We start from the raw sequence: 20,791 nt of genomic DNA, 5'->3' as shown, positions 1-20,791 counted from the left end.
CGCGACCGCGGGTCGGGCGGTGGTGTCGCCCCCCCCGGCGTTCGGGGTCGGTTTCGGCCCATGGCCGAGTCGAGCGCGGCCGGGTCGGCGAACGCGCGACCCGGCCGGCATTCGAGCTAGAAAGCCGCCTCCGGCAGTTCCATGATCGAGTTGTCGATCTGCTCGACCATCAGGCGCTGCGGGGTGAGCAGCGGCAGGATCTCCCGCGCGAAGTGCTTGGCCGCGGCCACCTTGCCCCGGTAGAACGCCTCGTCCCGACCGGGCGTGCCGGCCAGCTTGGTCAGCGCCACCGCGGCCTGGCGCAGCAGCAGCCAGGAGACCACCAGGTCACCGGCGGCGAGCAGCAGCCGGGTGGTGTTCTGGCCGACCTTGTAGATCGAGTCGATCTCCTGCTCGGACGCCATGAGCTGGTTGATCATCGCGGCGACCATGCCCTGCACGTCCTCGGCGGCGGTCGCGAGCAGCTCGACCTCGGCGGCCAGTTCGCCCTCGGTGTGCGCGCCGATGAACTCCTGGATCTCGCCCGCCACCACGGTCAGCGCCTTGCCCTGGTCGCGGACGATCTTCCGGAAGAAGAAGTCCTGACCCTGGATCGCGGTGGTGCCCTCGTAGAGGGTGTCGATCTTGGCGTCCCGGATGTACTGCTCGATCGGGTATTCCTGGAGGAAGCCCGAGCCGCCGAAGGTCTGCAGCGACTGCGCGAGCTGCTCGTAGGACTTCTCCGAGCCGTAGCCCTTGACGATCGGCAGCAGCAGGTCGTTGACCCGGTCCGCCGTCTCGTCGCTGCCGCCGGTCAGCCCGGCGCTCTCGATCCGGTCCTGCCACGAGGACGTGTACAGCACGAGCGCGCGCATGCCCTCGACGTACGCCTTCTGGGTGAGCAGCGAGCGGCGCACGTCGGGGTGGTGGGTGATGGTCACCCGCGGCGCGGCCTTGTTCGTCATCTGCGCGAGGTCGGCGCCCTGGGCGCGCTCCTTCGCGTATTCGAGCGCGTTGAGGTAGCCGGTGGACAGCGTCGCGATGGCCTTCGTGCCGACCATCATCCGGGCGTACTCGATGATCTTGAACATCTGCGCGATGCCGCTGTGCACCTCGCCGACCAGGGTGCCCACGGCGGGCACGCCGTGCTCGCCGAAGGTCAGCTCGCAGGTCGTGGAGACCTTGAGGCCCATCTTGTGCTCGACGTTGGTGACGAAGGCGCCGTTGCGCTCGCCGAGGTCGCCGGTCTGCGGGTCGAAGTGGAACTTCGGGACCACGAACAACGACAGGCCCTTGGTGCCGGGGCCCGCACCCTCCGGGCGCGCCAGCACCAGGTGGATGATGTTCTCGGTCATGTCCTGGTCACCCGAGGTGATGAAGCGCTTGACGCCCTGGATGTGCCAGGTGCCGTCCTCCTGGCGGACCGCCTTGGTCCGACCCGCGCCCACGTCCGAGCCCGCGTCCGGCTCGGTCAGCACCATGGTGGAGCCCCACTGGCGGTCGACCATGAAGCCGGCGACCCGGCGCTGCTCCTCGGTGCCCAGCGTGTGCAGCACCTGGGCGAAGTCGGGACCCGCCGCGTACATCCACAGCGCCGGGTTGGCGCCGAGCACCAGCTCGGCCACCGACCAGCGCAGCGAACGCGGGCAGTTGGTGCCGCCCATGCTCTCGGGGAGCGCGAGGCGCCACCACTCCGAGTCCATGTACGCCTTGTACGACTTCTTGAACGCCTCGGGCAGCGTGGCCGAGTGCGTCGCGGGGTCGAACACGGGTGGGTTGCGGTCGCCCTCCGCGAACGAATCGGCGAGGTCGTTCACGGCGAGGCGCTCGACCTCGGCCAGGATCGACTTCGCGGTGTCGACGTCCATTTCCGCGAACGGACCCGTGCCATAGACCTGCTCGCGTCCGAAGACCTCGAACAGGTTGAACTCCAGGTCGCGGAGATTCGACTTGTAGTGACCCATGACAGGCTCCGCCCGTGGTTGCGTCCCTGTGGACTGCGTTGACTGAACTGATCGCTGAACCGATCGACCGAACCGGACCGAAACCCAGTGTACTGGTCAGTAACATAATGATCGTACCCATGGGTAACTTTTTCAATGCCCCAGAGGTTCCCATCGGGTTACCACCAGGTACATGTGACCGTCTCGACGGAGGGCTCAAACCCGGGCCCGGACCCGCTAGCCTCGTGGTGTGTACGGCTACGCAACGGAAGAATCCCAGCCCCGCGCGGAGGCGCCGGCGCTCACCGACGCCGTGCGCGCGTTCGCGACGGGGGTCATGAACGGCGAGGACTTCCAGTCCATCTTCATAGCGTCGAAGGTTTTCTGCCCGAGGGGTGATCGCCCGGGGTTCCTGGCCCTGCACAACACTCCCGAGCCGGTGATCCCGATGTTCAGCTCGCTCGCCGAGCTGAAGAAGTACGCCGGCGAGGAGTCGCGCCACTTCACCGTCACCGGCGCCGAGGTGCTCGACCTGCTGCCCAACGGCTACGGCTTCGTGCTCGACCTCGACGGCGAGCACCGGGTGATGTTCGACGCGAAGGCCATAGAGCAGATGATCGCCTTCGCGATGCGCCGCATGTACGGCTGAGACCACCCGGCGTCGCCCGGTCGGCGCGCATGCGAGAGCGCACCCGCGCCCGCGTGCGGCGGGCGGGGTGCGCTCGGGTGCTCTCGTCGGCCCGACGGAGTGCGTTACGGCGTCGTTCAGGCCGGCCGATGGCCGTGGTTGGCTTTGTTCTTGCGACGGGACTTGCGCTTGCGGGTCTTCCTCGACATGGCGCCCCCTTGGTCGTCGTGCCGCATGCCTACCCACGGTCGGACCGTGCTCAAGCCCGAACGCGCGTGCCAGCGCCGGGGGTTCAGTGCGCGCGGCGGCCGTGGCGCAGGAGTTCGCCGCTGTGTACGCCGGTGGGTTCGTCGTTCTCGACGGTGACCCGGCCGTTGACCAGGATGTAGCGGTAGCCCTTGGCGTCGATCACCGTGCGGAGTTGGCCGGCGGGCAGGTCGTGGACGAATTTGGGGTCGCCGTATGCCAGTTCGTCGTAGTCGTAGACGATGATGTCGGCCGCGGCGCCCTCGGTGAGCACGCCCCGGTCGGTGAAGCCCGCGCAGCGGGCGGGCAGGCCGGACAGGCGTTGGTGAGCCTGTTCGAGCGAGGTCCAGGCGTGCTTGCGGACGTACTCGACGATGTACTCGGTGCCGTACATGCCCGCGCTGAGCGTCTTCAGGTGCGCGCCGCCGTCGGACAGGCCGGGCAACAGGTATTCGTAGTCGACGAGTTCCTTCAGACCCTCCAGGGTCGCGTTGAACTGGCCGGTGTGCACCTCCGTGGTCAGCCCGTCCGCGACGGTCACATCGCACAGCACGTCCACCGGGTGCCGGTCCAGTCGGGCGCCGATCTCCTTGAACGTCAGGCCCTCGTACGGCTTGTACTCCTCGGTGAAGGTGCGATGCAGCTTCATGTCCGGGTACAGGTGGTAGAACAGCGGGTCGAACTCCCGCAGTTCGGCCCGCACCGCCGGGTCGTTCAACATCTCGATCTTCTTCTCGACCGTCTCGGCCGCGAAGATGTCGGCCACCGGCGGCCGGGTGGACACACCGCCGTACAGGAAGCTGAACGGCACCGGGACGTCGGTCGTCATCGCCTGGCCGTAGATCGGGATACCGCGCTCCTGGCAGCGGCGCAGCCACTCGATCTTGCGCTTGTACAACCCGCCGCTGCGCGAGTTGGCGATCACCGCGTTCCAGATCAGCGGGCGACCGCTGACCTCGACCAGGTGCTCGTACTCCTCCTCGGTGATCTGCGTCCCGGAGACCTGCATGAAGCCTCGACCCTGCCGGCCCAGCGCCTGGGCCAGCGCGAGCCGGGTCTGCGGCCACATGATGTCGGTGGGCATCGGCGTGCCGTCGAAGTCGCCCTGCATCAGCCGGCCGTTCGGGTTGCCCGGTTCGCCCAGACACTGCGCCGACCAGCCGCACGCTCCGGCGTCCATCGCCTCCTCCAACAGGAGGGCCAACTCGGCGTGTTCCGCGTCGGTGGGCTCGGCGCCCGCCTTCGCCCGGTCCAGCCCGAGCACCCAGATCAGCAGCGGGTTGACCGGCACGTACGGCAGCACGTTGACCGCCTTGGGCGTGCGGTCGACGCTGTCCAGGTAGTCGGGGAAGGTGACCCAGTCCCACGGCATGCCCTCGCGCAGGGTCTCGGTGGGGATGTCCTCGACGGCGGTCATCGACAACATCGCCCGCTCGCGCATGTCCTCGCGCACCGGCGCGAAGCCGAACCCGCAGTTCCCGGTGACCACCGAGGTGACCCCGTGCGGGCCGGACGTGGTCAGGTAGGGGTCCCAGAACACCTGGCCGTCGTAGTGGGTGTGCAGGTCGATGAAGCCGGGCGCGACGATCAGTCCGCTCGCGTCGATCACCCGGTCCGCGTCCGCCGCCGGGATCCGCCCGATCCGGCTGATCACGCCGTCGGTGATCGCGATGTCGCCCCGGAAACGCGGATTCCCCGAACCGTCGACGACGATGCCGCCCTTGATGACCACGTCGTAATTCGCCATGGCGTGCCTTCCTCGCAGAGCCCCTGATCCACCGGTTGAATTAATGAGTGTGTTTAATACGAGGGGTCGAAGGAGTCAAGGGGTTCGGAGCGGGGTGATCGGCGGGGGGTGTTCGGGCGGGGCCGGTCGGCTCAGTCGCCGGCGAGTGCGCCCGAGACGATCGTGGTCAGGTGGTCGTCGAAGGCGTCCGGGTCGAGCAGGCCGGTGGGCACGATCGCGTCCGGGCGGGCCGGCAGGCTGTGTCGCGCGGCGCGGGCCGCGCACAACATGCCGACCATCTGGGTGACCAGGAAGGCGCGGGTCTGCAGCGCCGTCGAGCGCAGGTCGGGCCGTGCCGCGGCGACCGCGTCCACCACGTCCTGGATGTCCTCGCCGCCGAGCAGCGGCGTCACCGGGGATGTCGCGTCCCGCAGCAACTCCACCGAGATCTGCAGATAGGCCCGGTCGGCGGGCGAGCCGTTGAGCAATTCGGTGATCGGCAACACGATGGCGCGGGCGTATCCGGACAGGTGCGGCTGCTCGCGGGCCGCGGCCAGCAGCGCCTGGCGGCGGGCGTAGACGACCGGGACGTGCTGTTCGACGATCGCGCGAAGCAGCCCCTCGCGACCGCCGAAGTGATAGTGGATCGCGCCTGCGTTGCGCTGTCCCGCCGCGCGGGTGATGTCCTGCAACGGCACGTCGAGACCCTGCCGCGCGAACAGAAGCTCGGCGGCCTCGACGATGCGGCGCCTGGTGGGGCCGGAGTCACGCGGCATGCGCGCAGCATATGGCCTGGATGGGGGCGGGTTCGGACCCGAATGGCGGTGCTGTCAAGTGCCTGTTTGGCCAGGTTTGGATACGTTTTGGACCTAATGGGACTTTCGCCCCTGTCCGAGTGCCTCGGCGCACGGGACGATGGAGCGAGTTGCTCGTCGGTCCGTCCCCCTGCGCGTCAACGAAAGGTTTCGATACATGCCTGCCCTGGCCCTCCCCGCCGGCCGAGCCGTTCCGGTGGCAGCGGGTTTGTACGTGGCAGTGCTGCTGAGTCGGGTGTTCGCCCCGCCCTATCTGGACATGCACGCGGTGTTGATCGCCGTACCGGCCGTGGTGGCGATGGCCTACCGGCCGTGGCTGACGGCGGTGGCCGGAGCCGTGGCGCTGATCACCCGACTGTTGTTGCGGCCGGAGATGTACAGCGGCGACTACGACCAGTACAAGAACTCCACCGGCGTCTCGGCGGCGATCCTGATCGTCACCGCGTTCGGGTGCTGGGTCGGCTGGGAGCGCCGCCGCCAGGACGCCCGGCTGCACCGCGTGCAGTCGGTGGCCGAGGTCGCGCAGCGCGCGTTGTTGCGGCCGGTGCCCAGGAAGATCGGCCGATTCGGCTTCGCGGTGCGCTATCGCGCGGCGGCCGAGGAGGCGTCCATCGGCGGCGACCTGTACGAGGTGTTGGAGACGCCGTACGGGGTGCGGGTGCTGCTCGGCGACGTGCGGGGCAAGGGTCTGGAGGCGGTCGACATGGCGGCCCGCACACTGGGCGCGTTCCGTGAGGCGGCCTACGACGCGCCGACCCTGGGCGAGGTCGGGATGCGGGTGGACCGCAGTTTGAACCGGCAACTGGGCAGCGAGGACTTCGTCACCGCGGTGATGGTGGAGCTGTGTCCGGGCGAGGGCACGATGCAGGTCCTGGCGTGCGGTCATCCCTCGCCGCTGCTGGTGCGCGGCGGCACGGTCGGCGAGGTGATCGCCGAGGCGGGACTGCCGCTGGGCATGGGCCTGCTGCCGGCGGCCACGGCGCGGGCGGTGGAGCAGGTCCGCTTTCGCCCGGGAGACGTGTTGTTGCTGCACACGGACGGGGTGACCGAGGCCCGGGACACCTCCGGCACCTTCTACGCACTGGCCCAACACCTGGCCGTGCACGCGCACAACGACGCCGCGGCGATGCTGGACGCGGTCGAGCAGGGCCTGCTGGCGCACGTGGGCGGGAAGCTGGAGGACGACGCGGCGATGCTCGCGGTCACCCTGACCGGCCCACTGATGAAGGTGGTCAAGCCGGCCCGCGCTTTGGAGCCGCTCGCCCACGGGGCCTGACCCGGCGGCGCGCTCGAAGGCCCCGGAGGCCCGGCACCTTCGAGCGCGCAGGTACGTCAGGTGGTGCGGCGACGACGCCGGGCGAGCACCATCGTGGTGGCCCCGACCAGGATCAGGCCGCTCGCGCCGATGGCGAGGGCGGGGGTCTGCGCCGAGCCGCCGGTCTTGGGCAGGGTGGCCGGCAACGCCTCGGCGGCGGGCGGGGTGGTCGCGGTGGTCGGCTTGGCGTCGTCCTTGTCCGCCGCGGGCTTCGCGGGGGCGGGCTTGGCCGGCGTCGGCTTGGCGGGGGTGGTCGGCCGGGGAGCGGCGGCCTTGCCGAGGGTGAACTTCGCGGAGGCGTTCTTGCCGTTGCCCGTACCGGCGTAGAGGCTGCCGTCGACCACCTGGGCGGGAGTGCTGCTCTTGATGGTCACCTGGAGCGTGACGGTGGTGCGGCTGCCGGGGTGGCCGCCTGCGGTGATGACGAACGATCCGCCCAGGGTGGGGTCGCACCCGGGCTTGAGGGCGAGGGTCTGCCCGGCCCGGCCCGGCAGCGTGTAGCGAATGTCGACGTCCTTGGCGGTGCCGTGGTGGAGCCGATCGTCGGGGGAGTCCGTGGTGTTGTCGAGCAGGGCGACTGCGACCCCCACCGGGATCCGGCGAAGGTCCACCTTGGAGTTGTTGGTGACGGTGAGCCGGACGGTGAAGGTGGAGCCCCGGGTGACCTTGGTCGGAACACCGGACAGGGTGGCGGAGACCTTGGCCAGGTCCGCCGGGTCGACCGGGGTCGCCGGGACCTGCCCGGCCGGGCCGTCCCCACACGCGTAGGCGGTCCCGGCCATACCGGGCAGCATCGGGGTGGCCAGGGCGAGGGTGACGGCAGTGGCAACGGAGATGCCGACCCTCTTCGCGAAACGGTTCATATCGGGCATGCGCATGGCAGAGCTCTCCCCCGGGGTGGGTGTTCTCGAAGATTGTCGATGGCGAGTCGAGGCTCCTGCGGATTCCCGTTTCCCGGGTCCCGCCGCCGTCTTCCCGGCTCTCAACCGTTAAGACGCCCATCCCCCGAGGGGGTTGCCGCCGACTTCGAAATCCCTTCCGCCGCCCCCGAGTCGTGGACGCGCCGGGCGCCGCCGGACACGGCCCGGCCGGGTGTCGCGGCACCCTGCGGCGGAGTGTCGGTCGTCGGCCCGGTGGCGATGCGCAGAGCCGCGACCAGTTCCTTGTACAGCTCGTCGGTGGCCAGGAGTTGGTCGTGCGTGCCACTGGCCCGGAGTCGGCCGCCGTCCATCGGCACGATGCGGTCCGCGTCCACGACGGTGGACAGGCGGTGCGCGATGGTGACCACGGCGCCGTGCCGCGCCACCTGCCGCATGACGTCGTGGATGGCGGCCTCCGTGCGGCCGTCGAGTTGCGCGGTGGCCTCGTCCGGCAGCAGCACGTCGGGCCGGCGCACGATGGCTCGTGCCACCGCGATGCGCCGGCGTTCGCCGCCGGACAGGCTGGTCCCGGCCACCGGCTCGTCCAGGCCGCCCGGAAGCCGCCGAACGGTCTCGTCCAGGCGTACCGCGCGCAGGGCCGCCCACGCCTGCTCGTCGCCCGCGTCCGGGTGCCGGAAGAGCACGTTGTCCCGCACCGTCCCGGCGAGCAGCGGCGTCTCCTGTTCGACATAGGCGATTCGGGCGCGCACCGCACCGATGCTCAGCGGCTCGTACGGCGCGCCGGCCATTTCGATCCGCCCGCTGTCCGGCTCGTGGAACCGCGACAGGAGCGAGAAGATCGTGGTCTTGCCCGCCCCGGACCGCCCGACGATCGCGATGTGCCCCCGGTGCGGAATGCTCAGGCTCAGCTCGGCCAGGGCCGGCCGATCGGCCCCCGGGTAGGTCACCGACACCCGGTCGAGCGTGAGCGCGGCCTCGCCGACCGGGACCGCGACGGTTCAGGCGATCGCCTCGGTGCGCACCGCGCGCACTCCGTGCCGGGCCGAGTCGCGCGCCTCGGCGATCACCCGGTCGCCCTCGCGCTGTTCCGCCCGCTGGACTTGACCGTACGCACCGCGCGCAGGCCGCCTTCCAGGATGCCGCCGAGGTTGCCCAGTGACGGCTGGGCCTGCTCCTGGGCCCGGGCGATCGGCGGCATCAGCAGCCCGACCAGGACCGCGATCACCACGAGCGCGGCCAGGGTGCACAGCAGCAGTGGTACGTCCAGCACCGCCATGAGCACGATCGTGCCGACCAGCGACACGCTCCCGTTGACCAGATTGACCAGGCTGGAGGAGGCGGCCTCGCGCAGCAGCACGGTGTCCGAGGTCACCCGGGTGACCAGCCCGCCGGGCGGCCGGTCGGGCATGACGAGAGACGCCGCCGTGGAAACCGGCACCAGACTCCGCACCAGGACCGCGATCCTGGACGCCGCCGCGACGGTGCTCGCCGTCGCCCCGGCCGCCTCGCTCGGCGAGATCGCCACGGCGGCCGAGGTCGGCCGGACACGCTGCACCGCTACTTCCCGGACCGGCACGACCTGCTGCGTGCCCTCGCTCGGCACGTGGTCGCCCTCGGCGACGCGGCCATCGGCCGGGCCCATCCGGACAGCGGCCCACCGCTCGCCGCGCTGCGCCGGGTGGTCGAGGGGCAGTTCCCGCTGGGCCCGATCCTGCTGTTCGTCTACAACGAGCCGACCATCGTCGGCGATCCCGAGCTGTGGGTCGAACTCGTCGGTGGTGAGGACCCGGTCGACGCGATCCTCACCCGTGCCGGTCGGCCGACCACCCCCGCGCTTCCCGCGGGCTGGGCCCGCCGCACGTTCTGGGCGCTGCTGTACGCGGGTTGGGAGGCGGCCAAGGAGGACGACCTGCCCCGGCACGAGGTGGTCGACGCGATCATGACCACGCTGACCCGAGGTGTCCTGGCGGCGGATCCGCACTGACCGGGTCCACCGGCACCCGCGCCCTTGTCAGGGCCCTTCCAGACCGAACACGAAGCCGAACGGGTCCACCAGTTGGCAGATCCGGCGGCCGGGTTCGATCACCAACGGGCCGCGATGATGCACGCAGCCCGCCGCGAGGAGCCGATCCCGGATCGCGTCGAGGTCGGCCACGCCCCAGTACGGGACGGTGCTCCCGCCCGGCGGGTTGCGCGCCGGATCGGCGGGGTGGAAGCCCAGTTCGACCCCGGCGATGTCCACCCACGCGTACACCGACTCCTCGTCGATGTCGAAGCGGGCCGGGACGTCGAGCACTTCGGCCCACCACCGCGCACTCGCGCGCGGGTCGCCGGCGAAGACCATGACGGTGCGGACGGTACGAAACACGGGTTCTCCAGGAGTCCGGGGGGATCGATCCCCTCGCCCCGCGGCGAGGCCGGATCGCCCGGCCGGCGCGAACCGGGTACCCACCGACCGGGGCGTGGCCACCCTTTCGTATCCGCCGCCTCGCCCGTTCACTCCGCCTTCGGCGAGGCCACCTGTTCCGTCGCCCACTGCGCCCACTCGCGCTGCACCTGCGACAGGCGAAGCCCGTACTCGAGTGCGATCCGCCCGTACACCGACAGCGGGCTGTCGTCCCACTCGACGCTCGCCTCCATCGCCCGCAGCCCGGTATGGGTGCCGGCCGCCGCCTCGGCCTGCGCGGCGAGATAGTCCCGGGCCTCGTCCGGATCCAGCGTGTCCAGGAAGAAGACCCGCAGGAGCATCCCGCTGCGCCGGACCCGCTCGGGCTCGACCTCGACCAGCCAGTGCCGCAGCTCGGTCCGGCCGCTCGCGGTGATCGAGTATTCCTTGCGGCCACGCGGGCCCTCGGCGGTCACGTCGAGCATGCCCTCGGCGGAGAGCTTGCCCAACTCGCCGTAGACCTGGCTCTGCGTGGCCGGCCACACGTTGGCCAGCGACGTTTCGAACGACTTCAACAGGTCGTAGCCACTGGCCGACCGGTTGGCGAGGAGTCCCAGGAGTGCGTGACGGAGGCTCATGACCCGGACTTTACCACTCAGGATTGACATGTCGAAAATGGAACGTCCATCATTGACATGTCAGGAGCGCAGGGTCGAGTCAGGGGAATCCCGTGAACTACGTACGCAACTTCGCACCGTGGATCGTCTTCGCCGCCATCCCCTCCACCGCCTGGCAGTGGGGCGCCCTCGCCGCCCTGATCGTCACCCTCGTGACGGCCGCCCAGGACCACCGGGCCGGCCGCGGCGTCGACCTGCTCTCCTACAGCAGCGCGGCGTTCTTCGCGGTGCTGACCCCGATCGCGTTCGCCGTGCCCGACGCGGCCTTCCACCGCTACGTCGGCGCCGCCTCGTTCGGCTGGCTCGCGATCACCGCGTGGGGCTCGCTGGCCGCCCGCAACCCGTTCACCCTGGTGATCGCCCGCCGCTCCACCCCGCGCGAGATCTGGGGCCTGCCCGGCTTCCTCCGGGTCAACGTGGTGATCACCGCGGTCTGGGCGGCGAGCTTCACGGTCACCGCGATCGTGCTCTGCCTGATCAAGGCGCAGGACCTGGCCACGGCCGCGGCGATCGCCGTCCAGGCCGCCGGCTTCGTGGCCCCGGCGATGTTCACCGCCCGCTACCCGGCGATCGTCCAGGCCCGGCACGCCGGCTGACCCGCCCCCGAACCGGGCCCGGCCGCCGTCGGGCGCGGGCGGGCCGGTCGACTCCGGCTCAGGACACCGGCGTTCGCCGGGTCAGCCACGCCTGGACCGGCCAGTGGTCGGACGGGCAGCGGCCGTCCCTGGTCCAGGTCAGCGTGCGGGCGTCGACGACGTCGAAATCGGTGCCGGCCAGGATCCAGTCGATGCGTTCGCCCTCGACCGGCGGTTCCCAGTTGTTGTAGGTCCGGGTCGTGCCGGCCGGATCGGCGTCCCGCAGCAGCCCGTCCCCGGTCAGGATCGTGTACGGGTCGCTGTCGGTGCCGACGTTGAAGTCGCCCACCACGATCACCGGTTCACCGGCGAACCGACGCGCCAACAGCGCCCGCAGCGCGTACGCGCTCTTGCGCCGGGCGTTCGCCGAGACGTGATCCCAATGCGTGTTCACGAAACCGAACCCGCCACCGGTGTCCAGATCCCGGAAGCGGATCCAGGTCATCATCCGGGGATGCCGCCAATTGCCCCACGTGCGCGAGCCGATCAGGCGCGGGAACGCGGACAACCACAGATGATCGAAGGCCAGCGGCTCCAGGCGTTCGACGTCGTAGAACACCGCGCCGAACTCGGATCCGCTGCCACCCTCGCGCCCGAGACCGATCCAGTCGTAATCGGCCCGCAAATCGCGAGCCAACGGCCGCAGTTGGTGCCAGCGACCCTCCTGGGTGCCCAGCACATGCGGATGCTCGCGACGGATCGACTCCAGCACGAGCGGGTAGCGCTCGCGCCACGAGTTCGGCGCCGGGTTCTCCGGGCCGCGCAGATTGAACGTCATCACGTGCAGCGGATCACTCATGTCCTGGGGACTACCACCGAGACCACCACCGCACGCCGGATGTCACCCGCCACCGACGCGTGTTCGAACCACGACCGTCGGGCCCGGACCGTCCTGCGGCCCGGCCCGTACGGTCCCGGCTCAGCTGAACGTGTCGCTCACCGCGTTGACGCCGGCCGTGACGAAGTGGTCGACCAGCTCGGAGAGCGAGGAGGCCACCTGGGTCCCGGACAACATCACCCCGGCCACGAAGGCCAGCACCAGGCCACCGATCTTGTAGTTCTTGTGGGTGACCAGGTAGAAGAGAATGAAGATGATCAGGATCGGGACACCGACGGTCACCCCGCGACCGACGCTGCTCGTCTCGGTGGTCACCGCCGAGTGGAGCTCGACGATGGAGTCGGGCGCGGCAGCGGCCACGGCGCTCAGCGACATGTGCATGATTCCCCTCCGGTCCTGCGGTCGTCCGCCGGTCCCTGTTTGCCTTGGCGTACCCGTGATATGACGGTTCGTAAGCTACTCACGTCGCTCGCACCGTCACCCGCCACCGATGGGGATGGATGCGCCGGCCATCAGACCGGCGAGCACCCAGGCCCAGCGCATGAGCCGCAACAGCGGCCATTTCGCGCTGACGATCACGATCCAGAAGCCCATCATGAGCCACAGGCAGAAGGCCGCCATGAAGTTCGCCTCGGACGAGCAGCTCACCAGGAGCCCCGCACCGTAGTAGGCGGCGAATCCGGCGGGAACCAGCATGATCAGGTCGGTCCCACCGAACGGCCCCCGACTGGGTCCGGCACTCCCCTCGGCAGCCCCCGCGAACGGCGGCTGCACCTTGGGTATGCCCGAACTCCCACCCTGGGTACCGGAGTCGGCGGCATCGTCCGCGGCGGCGGCCGCAGGACCTCGACGGACGAATCGGGCCAGACCGGAGGCGGCGGTCGAGCCGCCCGCGGTCTCGGCGGCGGGGCCCGCCCCGGCGGCGCCCGCGATCGGGCCGGCCGCCTTGGCGGACTTGCGCCACGGCAACTTGCGCGCGCTCTCCGCGGGGGTCGCGGGCGCGTTGTGGCGGCCCGGGTCGCGGGGTTTCATCACATGCCGCACCGGGGGCCGAGCCGAGCGATCCGCCACGCCGGCGGCGCCACCCTCGGCCCGCTGCGCCTGGGTTCGCCGACCCTGGGCCTGCGCTTCCTCGGCGCGTCGGGCGGCGGCGGCTCGTCCGGGGCGCGCGGACGCATCGCTCGCGCGCTCGGTCGTACGCCGGGTCTCGGCCCTGGCCGCGGCCTCCTGCTCGTGCTTCCGACGCTCCCGCAAGTCGCGCCGCCAGGAGGGCTCGTCCTCGTTTCGGGACGCGCGGGACTCGCGCTCGGGCCCGCTCGCGGCCCGGCCCGAGGGTTTGTCCGCGCGATCGTGGCGAGGCGCCGGGAAGGCCGGCTCCTCGTCGTCGGGATCGGCGAGTCGGCGTCGACGGACCAGGTCGCCGAGCCGAAGTCCGCGTGCCTCGGGGGGCGGTGGCGGTTCGTACGCGCTCATCGCCTATCCCCCTCCCGACTGACGTGGACACGGCTTACAGGTCCGGCTGTGTCGATATGCCGCCAGTATCCACGGCACGGCGATCACGAGTGCGAACAACTCGCCATCGCGCGCACGTCCCTTGAGATGCAGGACCACCGCGAACACCGCGGCGGTGCCGAGGATGAGCATCGTGAGCGCGTTCGAGTGGATGATCTTCAGTGCGATCCAGTTCGTGGACGAGGCACGGGTCTTGACCGTGCTCTCCACGAACTTCTTGCGCCAGTCGGTGGCCATCACCGCCCCCAGGACCCGGACGCGCCGGGCCACGCACGGGTCGATCGGGCGACTGCGGACGACGCACCGGTCGAAGTCGGTGCGATCACCCGCGAAACGATCGGCGATTCGGCGAAATATGAGGTGTGGGGCGGCCGTCGGTCACCGTCGCCGATGCCGTGTGCCACCCGGGAGGGCCGGGACATACGCGGACTCCTCTCGTCCGGTGTCACATCGCACCCGTCGACCGGGGCCACTTCGGCCCGGCGGCGGAGCTCACGGTGGTGAGGTGACGGCTCCACTCCTGTTTCCGCAGGCCACGCTCATAGCGCGGCAAACCGGTACGTTCCATTTGACCTTGTTCAGTGTGGCCAGTGGGCGGGACAGCGTCAAGGGGCGACCGGTCGGCTCCGTTGCGTAGCCCACGCGCTCGCCCCTATGAGGCATTCCCTTGCACCCTAAGGGCTCTGACGGTGCGTCAGATTCCTCGGCGATGATCTTCGGCCACTGTTGACCGGCCGTCAGATCCGGTCGGCGGGGATCCTTCCCATCCGGCCCGCCTTGAAGTCGTCGAACGCCTGAGCCAGTTCGGCGTGCGTGTTCATCACGAAGGGGCCGTACCAGGCGACTTCCTCGCCGATCGGCTGCCCGCCGAGAACGATCACCTCGAGGTTCGGCTTGTTCGAATCCTGTCGCGCGTCGGCCTGGAGGTCGATCGTGTCCCCGGCGCCGAAGACCGCGAGCCGGCCGGTTTCGATCGGTCGACGTTCGGTCCCGACGGTGCCGGAGCCCGCGAGAACGTACACCAGTGCGTTGTAGTCCTTGCGCCAGGGCAGCGAAAGTCGTGCGCCCGGGTTGACCGAGGCGTGCACCAAGGTGATGGGGGTGTGCGTGATGCCCGGGCCGTCGAAGTCGCCGACGGAGCCCGCGATCAGGCGCACCAGCGCGCCGCCGTCGTCCGACGCGAGCAGCTTGACGTCACCCGCGCGGATGTCCTGGTAGCGCGGATCGGCCATCTTCTGCGCGGACGGCAGGTTGACCCACAACTGGATGCCGTGGAACAGACCGCCACTGGTCACCAGCGCCTCCGGCGGCGCCTCGATGTGCAGCAGTCCGGAGCCGGCGGTCATCCATTGGGTGTCCCCATCGGTGATCACCCCGCCGCCGCCGGCCGAGTCCTGGTGTACGAACTCGCCGTCGATCAGATAGGTCACCGTCTCGAAGCCGCGGTGCGGGTGCCACGGGGTGCCCTTGGGCTCGCCCGGCGCGTAGTCCACCTCACCCATCTGATCCATCATGATGAACGGGTCGAGACGGCTCTGGTCGATCCCCGCGAGGGCCCGACGAACCGGGAAACCCTCACCCTCGACGCCGGTGGGCGCGGTGGTGACGGCGAGCACGGGACGCGGCCGCGCGTCGAGACCGGGTTCCGGCAGACGCGGCAGGGCCAGCGGGTTGGAAACGGTGACGGCGGGCATGGCCTGCTCCTCGGATACGAGTACCGACCCGGCTTTCCGGGCCTTGCTCGCTCCAACGATAGTTGCCCGCTCAACATTCCCTACGCGGAGGATCCGTTTTCGAGCAGCGGAAGGCGCCCGATCACCGCATGCCCGGCCACTCGACCCGGGGCGTTCGAGGCGGCGTACCGGCGATTCGGCCGGGCCCGCTTGGGGTCGACCCGACGAGCCGACGCCCGGCGATTCGGCCCGGCCGGCGCCTGAGGCCGAACAGCCCGGCCTCAGGCCGGAAGCGCCCGATTCACACTCGGCAACGACCGCCCACCCGCAAGCCGCGCCAGCGTCGTGTCCACCGAATCGGGCGACAGGATCTGGTCCAACGCCATGAACGCGCAGCCGGTCAGGCCCGCGGCCTCGCCCAATACGCTCGGTACGATCCGCAGTTCGCGCGTGGCCACCGCCGTGGACCGCTTGTAGACGACCTCCCGCACCCCCGCGAGCAACGGATCGCCCGCGTCGGCGAGGTCGCCGCCCAGCACCACGACCGCCGGATTGAGCACGTTGACCACGCTCGCCAGCACCTCGCCGAGCATCCGCCCGGACTCGCGCACGAGTCGGACCGCCTCGGGCTGACCGGCCGCCGCGAGCGCCACCACGTCGCGCACGCTGGAGATCTCGCGACCGTCCGGAAAGCGGGCCCCGTGCGCGGCCAGCGTCTCGATCAAGTGCCGTCCGCTGGCCAGCACTTCGAGGCAGTCCACATTGCCGCACCAACACCGCACGCCGGTGCCGCCGGCGACCGGGATGTGGCCGATCTCGCCCGCCGCGCCGAGCGCGCCCCGGTAGACCTTGCCGTCGGCGACTATCCCCGCGCCGATGCCGGTGGACGCCTTGACGAAGACCAGGTCGCCCGCGTCGGCCCGGGCCCGGTACTCGCCCAGGGCCATCACGTTCACGTCGTTGTCCACGTACACCGGTACCGGCAACCGGCGTTGCAGGGCAGGCGCTATCGCCACCCCGTCCCAGCCGGGCAGCGTCGGCGCGCCGGCCGCGCGCCCGGTGTCCAGTTCGACGGGGCCGGGCACCGCCACTCCGACGCCGCGCACCCGCGCCGGGTCGAAGCCCTCGTCCGCGAGCATCGCGTCGATCCAGTCCGGCAGTCCGGTGAGCACCGCGTCCGGTCCGCCCTGGGCGGCCATTCGGGTCTCCCGGCTGGCCAGCACCCGGCCGGTCAGGTCGCAGACCGCGAGCTGACCTCGGCTGCTGCCGAGTGAGGCGGCCAGCACCAGGCCGCCGTCGGGATTGAGTTCGAGGCGGATCGGCGGTCGGCCGCCGGTGGACACGCCGTCGGCGCGCTCGGCCAGCAGACCGGCGTCGACCAGTTCGTCGATCCGGGCCGCCACGGCGGATCGGGACAGCCCGGTAAGCCGGGCGACGTCGGCCCGGGTCTCGGCATCCCCTTCGCGCACAAGGCGAAGGACCTCGCCTGCACTGCTGTGCGGGATGGGATTCGCGCGTCGGGCCATGCCATCCAGTGAACCAGGGCGGCTTTCCCTCGGTCAAAGCCCTAAGTTCACTACTTCGACACCCGAGCGTCACTCTTTTGCTTGCCAGGAAGCAAAAGTACCCCTAGTTTGGTACCCGAACCGGCAGAGCAGGCCGCCGACAGCAGGGGCACCAAGATCGTGAGCGAGCAGAGGACCCACCCGACGGTGGCCGCAGTGACGGAGCGCATCGCGCGCCGCAGTGCCGCCACGCGTACGGCGTACCTGGAGCGGATCCGGGCCGCGGCCACCGAGGCCCCCGCCCGTGGACAGCTCGGTTGCGCCAACTTCGCCCACGGCTTCGCCGCCTGCTCGCCCAGCGAGAAGCTCGGCCTGCGCGGCACCGGCCCGCAGGGCCCAGTCAAGCCGAACGTCGCGATCGTCTCCTCGTACAACGACATGCTCTCCGCGCACCAGCCGCTGCGGACCTACCCCGAGCAGCTCAAGGCCGCGGTGGCCGAGGCCGGCGGCGTGGCCCAGTTCGCCGGCGGCGTGCCCGCCATGTGCGACGGGATCACCCAGGGCCGTGCGGGCATGGAACTGTCCCTGTTCAGCCGCGACGTGGTCGCGATGGCGGCGGCCGTGGCGCTGGCCCACGACATGTTCGACGGCGCGCTGATGCTCGGCGTGTGCGACAAGATCGTGCCCGGTCTGGTGATCGGCGCCCTGTCCTTCGGCCACCTGCCGACGATCTTCGTGCCGGCCGGCCCGATGTCCTCGGGCCTGCCGAACAAGGAGAAGGCCCGGGTCCGGCAGCGCTTCGCCGAGGGCAAGGTCTCCCGCGAGGAACTGCTCGACGCCGAGGCCGGCGCGTACCACGGCATCGGGACCTGCACCTTCTACGGCACCGCGAACACGAACCAGCTCGTGATGGAGGTGCTCGGACTGCACCTGCCGGGCGCCAGCTTCGTGCACCCCGACCAGCCGCTGCGCAAGGCGCTGACCGACGAGGCGGGCCGCCGGGTCGCGGCCACCACGTCGCTCGGCGACCCGACGTCGCTGCTCCGCGAGTACACGCCGATCGGCGAGGTGCTCGACGAGAAGGCCTGGGTCAACGCGGTCGTCGCGCTCCTGGCCACCGGCGGTTCGACCAACCACACGCTGCACCTGGTCGCGATGGCCGCCGCCGCCGGGATCACGCTCACCTGGGACGACTTCGCCGAGCTGTCCACCGTGGTCCCGTTGTTGACCCGGATGTATCCGAACGGCCCGGCGGACATCAACCACTTCCACGCCGCGGGCGGCACCGCGTTCCTGATCGGCACGCTGCTCGACGGCGGGCTGCTCAACGAGGACGTGCGCACCGTCGCCGGCGACGGCCTGAACCGCTACCGGCGCGAGCCGCAACTCACCGAGGACGGCTCGATCGTCTGGGTGGACGGCCCGACCGAAAGCCTGGATCTCGACGTACTGCGGCCGTACGACAAGCCGTTCGCGCCCGACGGCGGCCTGCGGATGTTGCACGGCGATCTCGGTCGCGCGGTGATCAAGGTGTCCGCGGTCGACCCGTCGCACCACGTGGTGACCGCACCGGCGCGGGTGTTCGACGGACAGGCCGAGTTCCTGGCCGCGTTCGAGAACAACGAGCTGGACCACGACCTGGTCGCGGTGCTGCGCTACCAGGGCCCGCGGGCGAACGGCATGCCCGAGCTGCACAAGCTGATCCCCGCGCTCGGCGTGCTCCAGGACCGGGGCCACCACGTGGCACTGGTCACCGACGGTCGACTCTCCGGTGCCTCCGGCAAGATCCCGGCGGCGATCCACTGCACCCCGGAGGCGGCGGCCGGCGGCCCGATCGCCAAGATTCGCGACGGCGACATCGTGACCGTGGACGCGGTCGCGGGCACGCTGACCACGCAGGCCGATCTGACCGGGCGCCAGGTCACCGGCGCGGCCCCGACCGACGCCGAGTGGGTCGGCACGGGACGCGAACTGTTCACCGCGCTGCGCGCCGGAGTCGGCCCGGCCGACCTCGGCGCCGGTGTGTTCGGCGCGGTCGCGGCCGTGGCTTTCGACGGAGCGAGCGCATGACCCCGACCGTGGCACCGCCGACCCCCGACCGCCCGTGGCTGGTCGCCGACATCGGCGGCACCAACGCGCGCTTCGCCGTGGTCACCGAGCCGGGCGGGCAGCCCGAACGGGTACTCGGGCTGCGCAGCGAGGACCACGTGGACCTGGCCGCCGCGATCGAGGACTACCTGGACCGTTCCGGCGCGTCCCGGCCCGGCGCGATCTGCGCGGCGGTCGCGGGCCCCGTACACGGCGACCGGTTCCGGCTGACCAACGGCGCGTGGGTGTTGTCCATCGCGGAGACCCGGGTCGCGCTCGGCGTCCCGGATCTGTATCTGATCAACGACTTCGAGGCGCTGGCGCTGTCGCTGCCGCACCTCGCGGGCGACGACCTGATCGTGGTCGGCGACCGACTGCCCGACCCGACGCTGCCGATGGCCGTACTCGGCCCCGGCACCGGGCTCGGCGTGGCCGGCCTGGTGCCGATCCCGGGCGGCGGCTGGGTGCCGCTGCCGGGTGAGGGCGGACACGTCCTGCTCCGTCCGGCGCACGGCCCGGACGCCGCGGCCCTGGAGGTGCTGCGCGACGAGCGCGGCGGCCTGGGCACGGTGACCGCGGAGCACGTGCTCTCCGGCCCCGGACTGTGTCGCCTGCACCGCTGCACGGCGGCGGTGCACGGAGTCCCTGCCGAGGCGCTCAGCCCCGCGGACATCTCCTCCCGCGCCCTGGACGGGAGCGACGAGGTCTGCGTCGCGACGGTGGAGACGTTCTGCCGACTGCTCGGCACCTTCGCCGGCGGGGTGGCCCTGACGATGGGCGCTCGCGGTGGGGTCTTCCTGGCCGGCGGCATTCTGCCGCGGATCACGGAGACGCTGCTCAAGAGCGAATTCCGGATGGGCTTCGAGACCAACCCGACGATGGCGCCGTACCTGCACCGAATCTCCACCGCACTCGTGGTGGCCCCGCATCCGGCTCTGCGCGGCGCGTCCGCGTGGCTGGACGCGCGCAGCACTCGACTTGTGGAGGTGGCGGCGTGAGCACGTCCGCTCTGGACCTGGCCCCGGTGATCCCGGTGGTGATCGTGGACGACGTGGAGTCGGCCGTACCGCTGGCGCGTGCGCTGGTGGCGGGCGGGCTGCCGGCCGTCGAGGTCACCCTGCGCACGCCGGCGGCGATCGGCGCGATCGAGCGCATCGCGGCCGAGGTCGAGGGTGCGTTCGTGGGCGCCGGTACGGTCCTGACGCCGAAGCAGACGAAGGCGGCGGTCGCCGCCGGCGCGCGCTTCCTGGTCACGCCGGGCTGCACCGAGCGGCTGTACGGGTCGCTGATGGACAGCGGACTGCCCTTCCTGCCCGGCACGTCGACGGTGTCCGAGGTGCTGGAACTGCGCGAACGCGGGGTGCGGGAGATGAAGTTCTTCCCGGCCGAGGCCGCGGGCGGCGCGCCGTACCTGAAGTCGCTGGCCTCGCCGGTGCCGGACGTGCGGTTCTGCCCGACGGGCGGAATCACCCCGGCGTCGGCCCCGACCTACCTGGCGCTGCCGAACGTGGCGTGCGTCGGCGGGTCCTGGATGCTTCCCGCGGACGCGGTCGCCTCGCGCGACTGGGCGCGGGTGGAAAAGCTCGCTCGCGAAGCCTCGGGGCTGCGCGGGTAACAAAACGTCCCCTGGCGCGCTCTGCCCTGAGGTGCGCCAGGGGCACGGACCGCGGATGGTGGGCCGTATGAGGGTTCGGCCCACGAACGAGCAGGTCGTATGAGGGTTCGACCTGCGGAGACCGCGAATAGGGACCCGCTCTTCGGCGAGGAGAGCGGGTCTCTTCTTTTTTGGGCGCCTTTGGCGCCGGCTCGCGAGGCAGCACTTTTTGCTCCCCCGCTGACGCTCCTCCGCAAAAAGTGGCCCCTCGCTCGTGACTTCGTGTCCCTTCGCTTCGCTACGGGCCACGAAGTCTTTGTTTTGCGGCTCCGCCGCTCTCCGCGCTGCGC

The 20,791-nt window shown here is 70.9% G+C and carries 21 protein-coding genes; 7 read left to right on the top strand and 14 right to left on the bottom strand.

The window, feature by feature from the left end; genetic code table 11:
* Positions 1–116: 116 nt before the first annotated feature.
* Positions 117–1,943 (bottom strand): acyl-CoA dehydrogenase, encoded by a 1,827-nt coding sequence (locus ACFXMF_RS37365; protein ID WP_360315682.1) that lies wholly within the window; start codon positions 1,941–1,943, stop codon positions 117–119.
* A gap of 229 nt (positions 1,944–2,172) precedes the next feature.
* Between ACFXMF_RS37365 and ACFXMF_RS37360 the strand changes: the two genes are divergently transcribed.
* A complete protein-coding gene (locus ACFXMF_RS37360; protein ID WP_360315680.1) occupies positions 2,173–2,571 on the top strand; it encodes an SseB family protein in 399 nt (132 codons plus the stop codon).
* Between the two features lie 271 nt (positions 2,572–2,842).
* On the opposite strand, the gene ACFXMF_RS37355 is transcribed toward ACFXMF_RS37360, so the two are convergent.
* Both ACFXMF_RS37355 and ACFXMF_RS37350 read right to left on the bottom strand, forming a co-directional pair.
* Positions 2,843–4,543 (bottom strand): amidohydrolase family protein, encoded by a 1,701-nt coding sequence (locus ACFXMF_RS37355; RefSeq protein ID WP_379990458.1) that lies wholly within the window; start codon positions 4,541–4,543, stop codon positions 2,843–2,845.
* A 131-nt stretch (positions 4,544–4,674) separates the two neighbouring features.
* Positions 4,675–5,298 carry a helix-turn-helix domain-containing protein gene (locus tag ACFXMF_RS37350; RefSeq protein ID WP_360315676.1) on the bottom strand — a complete coding sequence of 208 codons (624 nt, stop codon included), beginning with the start codon at positions 5,296–5,298 and terminating at the stop codon, positions 4,675–4,677.
* A gap of 196 nt (positions 5,299–5,494) precedes the next feature.
* Between ACFXMF_RS37350 and ACFXMF_RS37345 the strand changes: the two genes are divergently transcribed.
* Entirely contained in the window at positions 5,495–6,613 is a 1,119-nt protein-coding gene (locus ACFXMF_RS37345; protein WP_360315674.1) for a PP2C family protein-serine/threonine phosphatase, read from the top strand.
* A gap of 56 nt (positions 6,614–6,669) precedes the next feature.
* Here ACFXMF_RS37345 and ACFXMF_RS37340 read toward each other — a convergent pair whose 3' ends face one another.
* The 3 genes from ACFXMF_RS37340 to ACFXMF_RS37330 all read right to left on the bottom strand — a co-directional run bounded on the left by ACFXMF_RS37340 (position 6,670) and on the right by ACFXMF_RS37330 (position 9,136).
* Entirely contained in the window at positions 6,670–7,530 is an 861-nt protein-coding gene (locus ACFXMF_RS37340) for an LPXTG cell wall anchor domain-containing protein (protein ID WP_379990457.1), read from the bottom strand.
* A 104-nt stretch (positions 7,531–7,634) separates the two neighbouring features.
* Positions 7,635–8,486 (bottom strand): ABC transporter ATP-binding protein, encoded by an 852-nt coding sequence (locus tag ACFXMF_RS37335; protein ID WP_379990456.1) that lies wholly within the window; start codon positions 8,484–8,486, stop codon positions 7,635–7,637.
* 110 nt (positions 8,487–8,596) lie between these two features.
* Positions 8,597–9,136 (bottom strand): ABC transporter transmembrane domain-containing protein, encoded by a 540-nt coding sequence (locus ACFXMF_RS37330; RefSeq protein WP_379990455.1) that lies wholly within the window; start codon positions 9,134–9,136, stop codon positions 8,597–8,599.
* On the opposite strand from ACFXMF_RS37330, the gene ACFXMF_RS37325 reads away from it, so the two are divergent.
* A complete protein-coding gene (locus ACFXMF_RS37325) occupies positions 9,137–9,517 on the top strand; it encodes a hypothetical protein (RefSeq protein ID WP_379990454.1) in 381 nt (126 codons plus the stop codon).
* A 27-nt stretch (positions 9,518–9,544) separates the two neighbouring features.
* Here the strand turns inward: ACFXMF_RS37325 and ACFXMF_RS37320 are convergent, their stop codons facing one another.
* Positions 9,545–9,901 (bottom strand): VOC family protein, encoded by a 357-nt coding sequence (locus tag ACFXMF_RS37320; RefSeq protein ID WP_360315664.1) that lies wholly within the window; start codon positions 9,899–9,901, stop codon positions 9,545–9,547.
* A 128-nt stretch (positions 9,902–10,029) separates the two neighbouring features.
* Positions 10,030–10,557, bottom strand: coding sequence for a PadR family transcriptional regulator (locus ACFXMF_RS37315; RefSeq protein ID WP_360315662.1), 528 nt, complete (start codon positions 10,555–10,557; stop codon positions 10,030–10,032).
* A 92-nt stretch (positions 10,558–10,649) separates the two neighbouring features.
* Between ACFXMF_RS37315 and ACFXMF_RS37310 the strand changes: the two genes are divergently transcribed.
* The gene (locus tag ACFXMF_RS37310) at positions 10,650–11,192 is read left to right on the top strand and encodes a hypothetical protein (protein ID WP_360315660.1); all 543 of its coding nucleotides are present in this window, start codon (positions 10,650–10,652) and stop codon (positions 11,190–11,192) included.
* A gap of 58 nt (positions 11,193–11,250) precedes the next feature.
* Here ACFXMF_RS37310 and ACFXMF_RS37305 read toward each other — a convergent pair whose 3' ends face one another.
* From ACFXMF_RS37305 to ACFXMF_RS37280, 6 genes are all read right to left on the bottom strand, one after another.
* Positions 11,251–12,030: an endonuclease/exonuclease/phosphatase family protein gene (locus tag ACFXMF_RS37305; RefSeq protein WP_360315658.1), complete on the bottom strand. Its 780-nt coding sequence runs from the start codon at positions 12,028–12,030 to the stop codon at positions 11,251–11,253.
* Between the two features lie 120 nt (positions 12,031–12,150).
* A complete protein-coding gene (locus ACFXMF_RS37300) occupies positions 12,151–12,444 on the bottom strand; it encodes a hypothetical protein (RefSeq protein WP_379990453.1) in 294 nt (97 codons plus the stop codon).
* 102 nt (positions 12,445–12,546) lie between these two features.
* Positions 12,547–13,542: a hypothetical protein gene (locus ACFXMF_RS37295; protein ID WP_379990452.1), complete on the bottom strand. Its 996-nt coding sequence runs from the start codon at positions 13,540–13,542 to the stop codon at positions 12,547–12,549.
* A gap of 3 nt (positions 13,543–13,545) precedes the next feature.
* Positions 13,546–13,851 carry a hypothetical protein gene (locus ACFXMF_RS37290; protein ID WP_360315652.1) on the bottom strand — a complete coding sequence of 102 codons (306 nt, stop codon included), beginning with the start codon at positions 13,849–13,851 and terminating at the stop codon, positions 13,546–13,548.
* A gap of 467 nt (positions 13,852–14,318) precedes the next feature.
* Positions 14,319–15,275: a pirin family protein gene (locus ACFXMF_RS37285; RefSeq protein ID WP_360315650.1), complete on the bottom strand. Its 957-nt coding sequence runs from the start codon at positions 15,273–15,275 to the stop codon at positions 14,319–14,321.
* A 260-nt stretch (positions 15,276–15,535) separates the two neighbouring features.
* Positions 15,536–16,723 carry an ROK family transcriptional regulator gene (locus ACFXMF_RS37280; RefSeq protein WP_360315648.1) on the bottom strand — a complete coding sequence of 396 codons (1,188 nt, stop codon included), beginning with the start codon at positions 16,721–16,723 and terminating at the stop codon, positions 15,536–15,538.
* A gap of 216 nt (positions 16,724–16,939) precedes the next feature.
* Between ACFXMF_RS37280 and edd the strand changes: the two genes are divergently transcribed.
* Genes edd through eda form a run of 3 tightly spaced genes read left to right on the top strand, consistent with a single transcriptional unit; the run spans position 16,940 to position 20,462 of the window.
* Positions 16,940–18,829: a phosphogluconate dehydratase gene (gene edd, locus ACFXMF_RS37275; RefSeq protein ID WP_360315646.1), complete on the top strand. Its 1,890-nt coding sequence runs from the start codon at positions 16,940–16,942 to the stop codon at positions 18,827–18,829.
* A complete protein-coding gene (gene glk, locus ACFXMF_RS37270) occupies positions 18,826–19,845 on the top strand; it encodes a glucokinase (RefSeq protein WP_360315644.1) in 1,020 nt (339 codons plus the stop codon). Before edd ends, glk begins: the two co-directional genes overlap by 4 nt.
* Positions 19,842–20,462 carry a bifunctional 4-hydroxy-2-oxoglutarate aldolase/2-dehydro-3-deoxy-phosphogluconate aldolase gene (gene eda, locus ACFXMF_RS37265; protein ID WP_360315642.1) on the top strand — a complete coding sequence of 207 codons (621 nt, stop codon included), beginning with the start codon at positions 19,842–19,844 and terminating at the stop codon, positions 20,460–20,462. Before glk ends, eda begins: the two co-directional genes overlap by 4 nt.
* Positions 20,463–20,791: the final 329 nt, after the last annotated feature.

The sequence above is a fragment of the Embleya sp. NPDC059213 genome (assembly GCF_042754445.1).
In the GTDB taxonomy this organism is placed as follows: domain Bacteria; phylum Actinomycetota; class Actinomycetes; order Streptomycetales; family Streptomycetaceae; genus Embleya.
This window is presented reverse-complemented; position numbering and strand designations above follow the sequence as displayed.

Bases quoted from the DNA above. Each gene is read 5' to 3' on its own strand.
- ACFXMF_RS37305 (WP_360315658.1), bottom strand. From the start codon at position 12,030: ATGAGTGATCCGCTGCACGTGATGACGTTCAATCTGCGCGGCCCGGAG.
- ACFXMF_RS37315 (WP_360315662.1), bottom strand. From the start codon at position 10,557: ATGAGCCTCCGTCACGCACTCCTGGGACTCCTCGCCAACCGGTCGGCC.
- ACFXMF_RS37355 (WP_379990458.1), bottom strand. From the start codon at position 4,543: ATGGCGAATTACGACGTGGTCATCAAGGGCGGCATCGTCGTCGACGGT.
- ACFXMF_RS37295 (WP_379990452.1), bottom strand. From the start codon at position 13,542: ATGAGCGCGTACGAACCGCCACCGCCCCCCGAGGCACGCGGACTTCGG.
- ACFXMF_RS37285 (WP_360315650.1), bottom strand. From the start codon at position 15,275: ATGCCCGCCGTCACCGTTTCCAACCCGCTGGCCCTGCCGCGTCTGCCG.
- ACFXMF_RS37350 (WP_360315676.1), bottom strand. From the start codon at position 5,298: ATGCCGCGTGACTCCGGCCCCACCAGGCGCCGCATCGTCGAGGCCGCC.
- ACFXMF_RS37300 (WP_379990453.1), bottom strand. From the start codon at position 12,444: ATGTCGCTGAGCGCCGTGGCCGCTGCCGCGCCCGACTCCATCGTCGAG.
- ACFXMF_RS37365 (WP_360315682.1), bottom strand. From the start codon at position 1,943: ATGGGTCACTACAAGTCGAATCTCCGCGACCTGGAGTTCAACCTGTTC.
- glk (WP_360315644.1), top strand. From the start codon at position 18,826: ATGACCCCGACCGTGGCACCGCCGACCCCCGACCGCCCGTGGCTGGTC.
- ACFXMF_RS37345 (WP_360315674.1), top strand. From the start codon at position 5,495: ATGCCTGCCCTGGCCCTCCCCGCCGGCCGAGCCGTTCCGGTGGCAGCG.
- ACFXMF_RS37340 (WP_379990457.1), bottom strand. From the start codon at position 7,530: ATGCGCATGCCCGATATGAACCGTTTCGCGAAGAGGGTCGGCATCTCC.